We start from the raw sequence: 9,837 nt of genomic DNA, 5'->3' as shown, positions 1-9,837 counted from the left end.
CCTGCGCCACCGCATAGACGGCGCCGTCCGCCGCGCGCAGCGACGTCATGACCAGCGTGCCGCCGAGCAGCGAGGTCGCATCGCCGAGCGACGACACGGTGACGTCCATGCGCTCGCCGGGGCCGATCGAGGGTGGCAGGTCCGCCGTCACCATCACGGCCGCGACGTTGCGCGTGCGCAGCGTCGTCGGACGCGTGGGATTGTTGGTGCTCGTGGTCTCGTTCCTGACATTGATGCCCATGTTCTCCAGCATCGATTGCAGGGACTGCTCCGTGAACGGAGCGTTGCGAAGCGTGTCGCCGGTGCCGTTCAGGCCGATGACGAGGCCGTAGCCGACGATCTGGTTTTCGCGCAACCCCTTGATGTCCGCGATGTCCTTGATGCGGACGGCGGCATGGGCGCTGGCGGCCGAAAGCAGCAGGACGAGCGCAAGCAGGATCCTGGTCATGACCCGTCCACGACCTTGACGGTGCCGTCCGGCTGGACGATGCCCCTGATGATCACGCCGGTATCGGTGTTGCGCACCGGGATGAGCGCGCCGGCCGCACCCGACTGCATCGCCGAGCCGTAAGTGACGATCGACAGGCCGCTGTCTTCCACCACGACCTTGACCTGGGCGCCGCGGGCGACAGTCCAGGGATCTTCCACTGCATTGCTGGGAATGGGCTGGCCCGGCAGCAGCGCGCGCCGCGCCATGCGGCCGACCAGGACCTGGCGTCCCTCGACGAACATGGCAACGCCGAGCAGGTTCGTCGCGAAGGCGCGCTCGGTGATCATGTCGTCCCGGATCAGCTCGCCGGCGCGGATCGAAACCGCCGGCACGGGAAGCCGCTTCTCCTCGGCCACGGCAAGGCGCACTGAAGCCAGAATCAGCAGCACGGCGGCCAACCCGCGCATGATCAGACCCACCCTGTTCAACATCGAGACACCGGAACTAGCGCATGCCCTTCGAAACGGTCTGGGCCATTTCGTCCGAGGCCTGGATGACCTTGGCGTTCATTTCGTAGGCGCGCTGCGCCGAGATCAACTCGGTGATTTCCTTGACCGGGTCGACGTTCGAGGCTTCGAGATATTTCTGGTTGATCTTGCCGTATCCGGAATCGCCCGGCAGGCCGACGACCGGCGTGCCCGACGCCGTGGTCTCCTTGTAGAGATTGCCGCCCAGCGGCTCCAGGCCCGCTTCGTTGGCGAAATTCGCGAGATTGAGCTGGCCGATCTGGCGCGGGTTCACTTCCGTGTCCAGCTTGGCAAACACCTGGCCGGTGGCATTGACAGTGACCTCGACCGTTCCCTGCGGCACAGTGATCGCGGGATCCAGCAGATAGCCGTCGATGGTGACGAGCTGGCCGTTGGCGTTGGTGTTGAACGAGCCGGCGCGGGTGTATTGCACCTCGTTGTTCGGGCCAAGCACCTGAAACCAGCCGCGGCCATTGATCGCCATGTCGTAGGGGTTGCCGGTTTGCGTCAGCGCGCCCTGGATGTGCAGCTTGCGGATCGCCGCCGACTTGACGCCGAGACCGAGATTGGCGCCTTCCGGGATCGGCGACGAACCGTTGACGTTGGCGACGCCCTGCATGCGGTCCATCTGGTAGAACAGATCGGTGAACTCCGCACGCGCCCGCTTGTACGACGTCGAGTTGATGTTGGCGATGTTGTTGGCGATGACTTCGATGTTGGTCTGCTGGGCGTTCATGCCCGTGGCCGCAATGGCGAGCGATTTCACTTGCGTTACTCCTTCAGATCAAATCGACATCCGGACGACTTCCTGGTAGGCCTGCACGACCTTGTCGCGAACCGCGACCGCGGTCTGCAGAGCCTGCTCGGCCGACATCAGCGCCTCCACGACGCGCCGCGTCGATTCCTTGCCCTGCATCGCCGAGATCGACGCCGCTTCGCCCGCCTTCAGCGTTCCGATCGCGTCCGTCGTCACCTGCTTCATCACCGAGTCAAAGCCGACATCGTCGGATGGCTGGATCGCGGTCGGCGCCGCGGGCGCGATGGCCTGCGTCTCGGTCGCGCGGCTCGCCGCCTGTCCTGCGGAGATCGCCGTGGATGAAATCGCCTCAAGCATTGTCAGCTCCTCAAGAGGTCGATGGTCATGCCGAGCATCGACCTGACCTGTTTCACGACCTGGAGATTGGCTTCATAGGACCGGTTGACTTCGCGCATGTCGGCCATCTCGATCATCATGTTGACGTTCGGCAGCTTGACGTAGCCGGCCTTGTCGGCGGCGGGATGCCCGGGATCGTACTCGACGCGGTACGGCGTGGTGTCGACGCCGATTTCCTTGACCTTCGCGAGCTGCGAGCCCGAGGCGCGGTCCATCGCGGCATCGAAGGTGATGGTCTTGCGCTGATAGGGATCGGCGCCGGCGGTGCGCCCGGTCGAGGTCGCGTTGGCGAGATTCTCCGAGACGATGCGCATGCGCGTCGATTGCGCCTCGAGCCCGGAGCTCGCAACAGTCAGAGAGGCGCTCAGTGAGTCCAGCATGTCAGTTCACCTCAGGCCTTGGCACCGGCCAGGACCATGCGGTGGAACGACCGCACGATCGCCGAGTTCATCGAATAGTCGCGGCTGACGTCGCTGCCCTTGATCATTTCCTGCTCGAGGCTGACCGAGTTGCCGGAATGAACCACTTCCCAGCTGTCCTTCTTCGCGATCGCGCGCGTGTCGGTCTCGGTCGCGGACAACTGCAGGTGCGACGGCGATGTCCTTGCGAGCCTCACCGGCATGCCGTCGAGCACCTTGTTGAAGGGCTCGACGTCGCGCGCCTTGAAGCCGGGCGTGTTGGCGTTGGCGACGTTGGTGGCGATGGTCGACTGGCGGAGCTCGAGGTAGCGCGCCTGCGACGATGCGAGTTCGAAGAGATAAAGCGGTCCCACGACAGCCCCGTTCTGGTCCATTCGGGAGAAGCCTAGGGCGTTAAGCTTTCGTCAAGCTGTTGGGCCGGACGTCGTCCTCGGAATTCTACCGGACCTTCTCGGTGCGCGGCGCCTGCTTCGACTGCAGGAAGTAGATGATCTCTGCGACGGGGCGGAAGAACTCCGCCGGAATCACCTGATCGACCTGGACCGCCTCGTAGAGCGCGCGCGCCAGCGCCTTGTTCTCGATGACGGGGATCCGGTTCTGCTCGGCGACCTCGCGGATCTTCAGCGCGATCACGTCCATGCCCTTGGCCACCACGAGCGGCGCGGGGTTTTCCTCGCGATTGTAACGTAGCGCGATCGCGAAATGCGTCGGGTTCGCGATCACCAGCGTCGCGCGCGATGCGGACGCGATCATCCGCTGCCGCGAACGGTCACGCGCCAGCGAGCGCAGGCGCGCCTTGATCAGCGGATCGCCCTCGGCCTGCTTGTGCTCGTCCTTGATCTCCTGCTTGGTCATGCGCAGCTCGCGCCGCCAGTGGAAGCGTGCCCAGGCGAGATCAATCGCCACCAGGACGATGGTCGCGATGCAGATCGCCGAGACGATCCGCATCGCGATGTTGAGAATCATCTCGGGCAGCGCAACCGGATCCGTGTACATCGCCTCGAACGCCTTCGCCTCCGATGCGCGCAGCACGAAGACGACCACGGAGGTCACTGCTGCGAGCTTGAACAGCGACTTGGCGAACTCGACCAGCCCCTGCGTTCCGAAGAGCCGGCTCCAGCCGCCGATCGGAGAGATTCGCGAAAGGTCCGGCTTGATGCGCTCCAGCACCAGGCGCGGCGCATTCTGCAGCAGCGAGGAAGCGAGCCCGAATACCATGAGGATGACGACCAGCGGCACCAGGAAACGCAGCGCCTGGAGGCCGACCACGGTGAGCAGGTTCTGCGCGTCCGCACCGGTGGAGAGCGGAAAGCCTTCAGGATCGTCCAGCAGGCTCGTCAACGTCGGCGTCAATTGCTGCACGCCCTGACCGATCAGGAACGCCTGAATGACCAGCAGCGCGGCCATCGAGGCGAAAATAGAGGCCTCCCGAGAGACCGGGATCTTGCCCTGTTCGAGCGCATCACGGACTTTCTTCTCGGTCGGCTCTTCTGTCTTGCTCTCCTGATCGGATGATTCTGCCATGCCCGTTCAGCGGTCAGCGGAAGACCAGCTCATCCTCCTGCTCGGGGTTGAGCTCGATTTCGCCCTTCTCCGCGAGCTCGAGCGCGAGATCGGTGATCACGCGCCGCGCCTCCAGCACGTCGCGCTGGTTCGAAGGCTCACCGATGGCGAGCTCGTGCTCGACAACGCGGCGGACGCGCGAGGCGACCGAGGACAGGATCAGCTCGCGGAAATGCTTGTCGGTCCCCTTCAGCGCGACGACGATGCGATCGGTCGGCACCTGGTCGAAGATCATGGTGCGCGCTTTCGGCGTCAGGTTGGTCACGTCGTCGAAGGTGAACAGCAGCTCCTTCAGCACTTCGGCCGACTTCGGCCGCTTTTCCGACAGGCTCTTCAGCATGTCCTCGATGTGGCCGCGCTCCATCTTGTTGATGATATCCGCGACGCGGGCGTAGGTGTCGGCGCCGAGGTTGCGGGCGAAATTGAGTGTCAGGTCCTCGTGCAGCGTCTTCTCGAGAACCTTCATCGCGTCGTCGACGATCGGCTTGAGGCTCAGCACGCGCCGCATCAATTCGTTACGCAGGCTCGAGGGTAGCTGACTCATCACCTTGGCGGCGCAAGACGGCTTGACCTTGGACAGAATCAGCGCCGCGGTCTGCGGATGCTCCTTGGAGAGGTAGGTCGCCAGCGAGTTTTCCGACACCGACGAGACGCGATCCCACACCGACCTGCTCGAATTGCCGAGCAGGTCCGACATGATCGCCGTCACCTGGTCGGCGGGAAGCACATCGCCAAGCACGGCTTCGAGGCCACCGAGGGTCCCCAGAATGTTCGCGCCCATCGAGAATTGCTGGGCGAACTCCTCGACGATCGATTCGAGCTCCTGCGCCGTGATCGGCCGCAGCTCGGCCGCGGCCTTGGTGACGATGCGAATGTCCTGCGGCTCGAATTGCGCGAGCACGCTCGCGGCTGCCTGCCGACCCATGGCCAGCAGAAGTGCCGCGACCTTCTCCGTTCCACCCAGCGTGGCAACGCCTCGCTGCTTGATGGGGGCGATGCCGACCTGTGCCGCCATGGTCAGCTATCACCCTGCCCCAGCGGTCCGACGATCTCCGTGAGCGAGACGCCGAAGCGGGAATTGTCCTCTTCGACGACGACCACCTCACCGCGGGCAACGATGCGGCCGTTGACGACGACATCAACGGGCTCGCCGACCCGGTGATCGAGCGGAACCACGGCGCCGCGGCCGAGCTTCATCAGGTTCGCGACCGGAATGGTCGCCGATCCCAGCACCACCTGCATGGTGACGGGAATGCGCAGGATGGCATCGACATTGGCGAACTTGCCGCTCTCCTCGACCGTGCGCGCGGCAATCTCCGCCAGCCGCTCCAGCGGAGAGGTTTCGGTATGGCCCTCGTCGGAGGCCGGGGCTTGCGCGGCAGATTCATAGTCGAAGGATTGCGCCATCTGGTATCGCCTCTTGGTATTTCCGCTCCCGGACCGTCGTGACGTTCCGATCGTATTGGTTCCGCCGGATTCGGCGTCAGTGCTTGTTCACCTCAGTGCCGCCTGCGGTCGCAGCCGGCGCGAGCCCGCTGCGGGCATCGAGCGCCGCGATCGCCTCGTGGGCCTGATCGATCTTGGTGCTCAACACGTTGGCGAGCCGTCCGAGATTGGCGGTGGAATCATGCGCCGCTGTGATGACCGTATCGAAGGCGCCCGCCGTCTCGTGGACGATAGTCGAGAATTCGCCCTGGTAGCTGCGCAGCCGCGCCAGCTCGCGGTGCATCCGGGTCACCCGCATGCTGGTGAAGGCGAGCGCAATCAGCAGCACGGCATCAACGAGATAGGATATCATCGACGAACTCCCGTTTCTGATCGACGGGATCGGCCACCTGCATGGCGTAATAGCCATCAAGCTGGCCGATCTGACACCAGAACAACACCTGGTTGTTGCTTTCGAGCCGGGCGAGCGTGCGCGGCGTGGCTTCGAGCTCGAGCACCTGCCCAACCTTGAACTTCACGACATCTTCGAGGGATATCATCTTCTCGTCGAGCACCGCGCTCAGCGTCACCTCGGTGCGGTGAACCTCGCTCTCCATCTGCTCGCGCCAGCGCGGATCGGAAGCGCGACCGTCGCTGACGACGACATGAGCGAGCTTCTGCCGGAGCGGATTGAGCGCGGAGTGCGGAATGATGAGGAACATCTGGCCGCCGCGGTAGAGCGCCTGGACCATCATGTTTGCGCAGATCGACATGTTGCTGGCGCGCCCGATCGCCAGCGACGCCATCGCCGTCTCGACCCGCTCCACGCGGAAGGTGACGTTGGAGGTGCCGGCGAAGGCGCTTTGCAGCGCCTTGGCGAAGCGCTCGAACAGCGCCTGGACCAGCCGGATCTCGATGTTCGAGAAAGTGCGCTCGACATCGAGCGGCGGTTCCGCGCCGTCGGACCCGAACATCGCCTCGACCATCGTAAACACGAAGTCGCGGTCCAGCATGATGATGACGCGCGAGTCCCACTGCTCGGCATAGAGCACCGCAGCCACCGCGTTGCCCTCGTAGTCCTTGATAATGTCGCCGAGAGGATCGTTGGTGATGCCGTTGACCGAGAAATAGCACGGCGTTCCAGCCATCGGCTGCAGGCTGTCGGTGCAGGATGCCGCCATGCGATCGAAGATCACATTGAGCATCGGCATGCGCTCGATCGATATGCCGGCAGCGTCCAGCAGATAGTTCGGGAGCTGCTTCTTCTGATCGACGCCGACGTCTTCCATCATCATGCGCGGGCAGCCTTGGGTTCGGGCTCGGTGACGACAGCCTTGGGACCTGCGATCGTCTCGTTCTCGACGACGTCGATCGACGGCCGTTCGCTGCTGGCGATCATCTTGCGGCCGTGCTCGACGGCGATTTGCGGCATGGCGCCGTTCATGAAGGCCAGCAGCGTCTGCTTGACGATGATGTATGGGCGGCACTTCTTCTCGCGCGTCATCTTGATCTTGATCGCGAAGGGCGAAAGGACACCATAGGACAGGAAGATGCCGGCGAAGGTACCGACCAGGGCCGCGCCGATGAAGCCGCCCAGCAGCTTCGGGGATTGGTCGAGGGCGCCCATCGCCTTGATGACGCCGAGCACGGCGGCGACGATGCCCAGCGCCGGCAACGCCTCGGACACCGTCACCAGCGCATGATAGGGCGCCAGCTTGCCCTTCACGATGGTGTGGATCTCCTCGTCCATCAGCGCCTCGATCTCGTGCGTGCGCGCATTGCCCATGATGATGAGGCGGACATAGTCGCAAATGAACTGGAGCAGCGAGGGATCGCCGAGCACGCTCGGGAACGCCTTGAAGATTTCGGAGGATGCGGGATCGTCGATATGCGCTTCCACCTCGTTGCGGCCCTTGCCCCTGAGCTCGCGCATCAAAGCATGGAGCGCCCCGAGCAGGTCGAGATAGTAGCGCTCACTCGGCACCGCGCCGGTGATGGCCTGCATGCAGGCCACCCCGGTGTCCACGACCGTCTTCCACGGATTGGCCACGATGAAGGTGCCGACCGCGGTCCCCATGATGATCACGAACTCCCAGGGCTGCATGAGCACGGCCAGATGCCCGCCCATGGCGGCAAATCCGCCGAGCAGCGCCGCTACCGTGATGAAAATCCCCACGAAACTGCCCAACGCGCCGCTCCATCGCCGATCCCATCGGGAATATCTAGTCGGCGAGCCTTGCGCGAAGCTGGCTTCCCGCATCGCCAGCCTCGCGCAAGCAAATGGCTGCAGCTTGGGACGGCGTCGCAACAGCGGCCAGAGGGGCGCGTGTCATGCTATCCACCATCGCGGACTACACCAGACTGACCAAGGACATGGGCAAGTCGCTGACCCAGGTCGCGACACAGCCGGATGTCAGCCGCGAGACCGATTACTTCCTGAGCCATATTGGCAACGTGAAGACGATCGACGACTTCCTCAAGGACTATCGCCTCTACTCCTACGCGATGAAGGCCTTTGGCCTCAGCGACATGACCTATGCCAAGGCGTTCATGCGCAAGGTGCTGACCGAGGGTGTCGCCAACAAGAACACCTTCGCCAACAAGCTGACCGACACCCGCTACCGGGAATTCGCCACCGCCTTCAATTTCGCCGCCCTCGGCAGCAACGCCACCAAGACCGCCCAGGCCACGACCGGGACGGCAACCCACTATGTCACGCAGACGATGGAGCAGAAGGCCGGCGACCAGAACGAGGGTCTGCGGCTGGCGCTCTATTTCACCCGCAAGGCGTCCACGATCACGACCGCCTACCAGGTCCTCGCGGACAAGGCGCTGACCCAGGTGGTTCAGACCGCGCTCGGCCTGCCCTCGACGATCAGCGCGGCCGACATCGACGCCCAGGCCAAGATGATCACGAACAGGGTCAAGCTCACCGATTTCCAGGACCCGGCCAAGGTCACCAAATTCGTGCAGCGCTTTGCGGCGATGTGGGATGCGACCCAGGCCCAGAGCAACAGCTCGACCAATTCCGCGCTCGTCCTGATCGGGGGCGCTTCCTCGGCCAGCATGGATATCGACATGCTCTCGAAACTTCAGTCCATCCGGCTCGGAAAGTAGCTCATGCAATCGGCCCTCTATGTGGGATTGTCCGCCCAGGTCGCCCTCGAAAAGCGCCTCCAGACGATCGCCAACAACGTCGCCAACGTCAACACGGCGGCGTTCCGCACCGACGTGGTGAAGTTCGAGACCGTGCTGTCCAAGGCGGGAGCGAACCCGGTCGCCTTCTCCTCGCCCGGCGACAACATCATCTCGCGGGAGGTCGGCAACATCACCGAGAGCGGCAACCCGCTCGACGTCGCCGTGGTCGGGCAGGGCTGGATCGCTTTCGCCGGTCCGAACGGCACGGTCTATACCCGTGACGGCCGGCTCCAGATCGCCCCCAACGGCGATCTTCAGACCGTGAGCGGCTTCCCCGTCGTCGATTCCGGCGGCGCGCAGATCACGCTGGACCCGAACGGCGGACCGATCTCGATTTCGCGCAGCGGCTCGATCACCCAGGACAACAACGAGATCGGCACTATCGGGCTGTTCAACATTCCTGCCGACGCCAATCTCGAGCGCTACGGCAATTCCGGCGTGACGCCGGACCGGCCCGCGACCGCCATCGCCGATTTCTCGCGCGACGGCTTCAAGCAAGGCTATGTCGAGGGCTCCGGCGCCAACCCGATGATGGAATTGACCAAGCTGATCGCGGCCTCGCGCGCCTTCGACGGCACCAATTCGATGATCGAGGGCACCGAGAGCTCGCTGCAGAATGCAATCCGCACGCTGGGCGAGCCCGGCAAGTAGACCGCGCCTCGCGCGCATAGAAATTGAGGTTGGACTGATACCTTGAACGCTCTTCGGCAACTCGAGTGGGCGCTGCTGGAGCTTCAGCAGAGCACTCCCCTGGCAAGCGTCAGCGGCGCGATCTCCGAGATCGCGCCGACGCATTTCCGTGTCTCCGGCCTGTCCCGCTTCGTCAGGCTCGGCGAGCTTATTGGCGTCAATTCGGCCGGCAAGCCCCAGATCGGCGAAGTGGTGCGGATCGACAGCGAGGGCATCGTTGCCAAGCCGTTCGACCGGCAATTTGCCGGCGGCCTCGGCTCGGTCGCCTACCGGATGCCGCCCTTGTCCTTTGCGCCCGATCCGAGCTGGAAGGGCCGTGTCATCAACGCCCTAGGCGCGCCGCTGGATGGACTCGGTCCCCTCACCCCGGGCCCCAAGGCGGTCTCGGCTGAGGCCGAGGCGCCGTCGGCCATGAAGCGCGCACGCGTGCAC

At 64.2% G+C, this 9,837-nt stretch carries 14 protein-coding genes and 1 pseudogene; 3 read left to right on the top strand and 12 right to left on the bottom strand.

Features of this window, described 5'->3' with window-relative positions:
• The 12 genes from MOV74_RS20965 to motA form a co-directional block, all read right to left on the bottom strand.
• On the bottom strand, positions 1–448 hold a 448-nt coding region (locus tag MOV74_RS20965), incomplete at its 3' end, for a flagellar basal body P-ring protein FlgI (RefSeq protein WP_246926227.1).
• Positions 445–897, bottom strand: coding sequence for a flagellar basal body P-ring formation chaperone FlgA (gene flgA, locus MOV74_RS20960; RefSeq protein WP_246926225.1), 453 nt, complete (start codon positions 895–897; stop codon positions 445–447). The genes MOV74_RS20965 and flgA, both read right to left, overlap by 4 nt.
• Before the next feature lie 37 nt (positions 898–934).
• Positions 935–1,723 carry a flagellar basal-body rod protein FlgG gene (gene flgG, locus MOV74_RS20955; RefSeq protein WP_063201481.1) on the bottom strand — a complete coding sequence of 263 codons (789 nt, stop codon included), beginning with the start codon at positions 1,721–1,723 and terminating at the stop codon, positions 935–937.
• 18 nt (positions 1,724–1,741) lie between these two features.
• Entirely contained in the window at positions 1,742–2,071 is a 330-nt protein-coding gene (locus MOV74_RS20950; RefSeq protein ID WP_246926223.1) for a flagellar hook-basal body complex protein FliE, read from the bottom strand.
• A gap of 2 nt (positions 2,072–2,073) precedes the next feature.
• Complete coding sequence (gene flgC, locus MOV74_RS20945) at positions 2,074–2,490, bottom strand: flagellar basal body rod protein FlgC (protein ID WP_100174722.1); 417 nt, start codon at positions 2,488–2,490, stop codon at positions 2,074–2,076.
• A gap of 11 nt (positions 2,491–2,501) precedes the next feature.
• On the bottom strand, positions 2,502–2,903 hold the full coding sequence (gene flgB / locus MOV74_RS20940) for a flagellar basal body rod protein FlgB (RefSeq protein WP_246926221.1): 402 nt from the start codon (positions 2,901–2,903) through the stop codon (positions 2,502–2,504).
• A gap of 64 nt (positions 2,904–2,967) precedes the next feature.
• Positions 2,968–4,053, bottom strand: coding sequence for a flagellar biosynthesis protein FlhB (gene flhB, locus MOV74_RS20935; RefSeq protein ID WP_246926218.1), 1,086 nt, complete (start codon positions 4,051–4,053; stop codon positions 2,968–2,970).
• Positions 4,054–4,066: 13 nt separating this feature from the next.
• Positions 4,067–5,107: a flagellar motor switch protein FliG gene (locus tag MOV74_RS20930; RefSeq protein WP_246926216.1), complete on the bottom strand. Its 1,041-nt coding sequence runs from the start codon at positions 5,105–5,107 to the stop codon at positions 4,067–4,069.
• A gap of 2 nt (positions 5,108–5,109) precedes the next feature.
• Positions 5,110–5,499 carry a flagellar motor switch protein FliN gene (fliN, locus tag MOV74_RS20925; protein ID WP_246926214.1) on the bottom strand — a complete coding sequence of 130 codons (390 nt, stop codon included), beginning with the start codon at positions 5,497–5,499 and terminating at the stop codon, positions 5,110–5,112.
• Positions 5,500–5,575: 76 nt separating this feature from the next.
• Positions 5,576–5,890: a hypothetical protein gene (locus tag MOV74_RS20920; RefSeq protein WP_246926212.1), complete on the bottom strand. Its 315-nt coding sequence runs from the start codon at positions 5,888–5,890 to the stop codon at positions 5,576–5,578.
• The gene (locus MOV74_RS20915) at positions 5,871–6,812 is read right to left on the bottom strand and encodes a flagellar motor switch protein FliM (protein WP_246926204.1); all 942 of its coding nucleotides are present in this window, start codon (positions 6,810–6,812) and stop codon (positions 5,871–5,873) included. The genes MOV74_RS20920 and MOV74_RS20915 overlap by 20 nt, the downstream gene beginning before the upstream one ends.
• On the bottom strand, positions 6,809–7,705 hold the full coding sequence (gene motA / locus MOV74_RS20910) for a flagellar motor stator protein MotA (RefSeq protein WP_246926201.1): 897 nt from the start codon (positions 7,703–7,705) through the stop codon (positions 6,809–6,811). The genes MOV74_RS20915 and motA overlap by 4 nt, the downstream gene beginning before the upstream one ends.
• Before the next feature lie 143 nt (positions 7,706–7,848).
• On the opposite strand from motA, the gene MOV74_RS20905 reads away from it, so the two are divergent.
• The 3 genes and pseudogenes from MOV74_RS20905 to fliI all read left to right on the top strand — a co-directional run.
• Positions 7,849–8,634, top strand: coding sequence for a DUF1217 domain-containing protein (locus MOV74_RS20905; protein WP_246926194.1), 786 nt, complete (start codon positions 7,849–7,851; stop codon positions 8,632–8,634).
• A gap of 3 nt (positions 8,635–8,637) precedes the next feature.
• Positions 8,638–9,366, top strand: coding sequence for a flagellar basal-body rod protein FlgF (gene flgF / locus MOV74_RS20900; RefSeq protein ID WP_246926192.1), 729 nt, complete (start codon positions 8,638–8,640; stop codon positions 9,364–9,366).
• Between the two features lie 42 nt (positions 9,367–9,408).
• Positions 9,409–9,837 (top strand): annotated as a pseudogene (gene fliI, locus MOV74_RS20895) (flagellum-specific ATP synthase FliI); the annotation flags it as partial.

It is taken from the genome of Bradyrhizobium sp. SHOUNA76 (genome assembly GCF_023006445.1).
Taxonomy (GTDB): Bacteria; Pseudomonadota; Alphaproteobacteria; order Rhizobiales; family Xanthobacteraceae; genus Bradyrhizobium.
Note: the sequence above shows the minus strand (reverse complement) of the source record. Positions and strands in the feature narration are given on the sequence as shown.

Excerpts from the sequence above, each read along its gene's own strand:
- flgA (WP_246926225.1), bottom strand. The coding sequence starts at position 897 with ATGCGCGGGTTGGCCGCCGTGCTGCTGATTCTGGCTTCAGTGCGCCTT.
- flgC (WP_100174722.1), bottom strand. The coding sequence starts at position 2,490 with ATGCTGGACTCACTGAGCGCCTCTCTGACTGTTGCGAGCTCCGGGCTC.
- fliN (WP_246926214.1), bottom strand. The coding sequence starts at position 5,499 with ATGGCGCAATCCTTCGACTATGAATCTGCCGCGCAAGCCCCGGCCTCC.
- MOV74_RS20920 (WP_246926212.1), bottom strand. The coding sequence starts at position 5,890 with ATGATATCCTATCTCGTTGATGCCGTGCTGCTGATTGCGCTCGCCTTC.
- MOV74_RS20905 (WP_246926194.1), top strand. The coding sequence starts at position 7,849 with ATGCTATCCACCATCGCGGACTACACCAGACTGACCAAGGACATGGGC.
- MOV74_RS20930 (WP_246926216.1), bottom strand. The coding sequence starts at position 5,107 with ATGGCGGCACAGGTCGGCATCGCCCCCATCAAGCAGCGAGGCGTTGCC.
- flgB (WP_246926221.1), bottom strand. The coding sequence starts at position 2,903 with ATGGACCAGAACGGGGCTGTCGTGGGACCGCTTTATCTCTTCGAACTC.
- flgF (WP_246926192.1), top strand. The coding sequence starts at position 8,638 with ATGCAATCGGCCCTCTATGTGGGATTGTCCGCCCAGGTCGCCCTCGAA.
- MOV74_RS20915 (WP_246926204.1), bottom strand. The coding sequence starts at position 6,812 with ATGATGATGGAAGACGTCGGCGTCGATCAGAAGAAGCAGCTCCCGAAC.
- flhB (WP_246926218.1), bottom strand. The coding sequence starts at position 4,053 with ATGGCAGAATCATCCGATCAGGAGAGCAAGACAGAAGAGCCGACCGAG.
- MOV74_RS20950 (WP_246926223.1), bottom strand. The coding sequence starts at position 2,071 with ATGCTTGAGGCGATTTCATCCACGGCGATCTCCGCAGGACAGGCGGCG.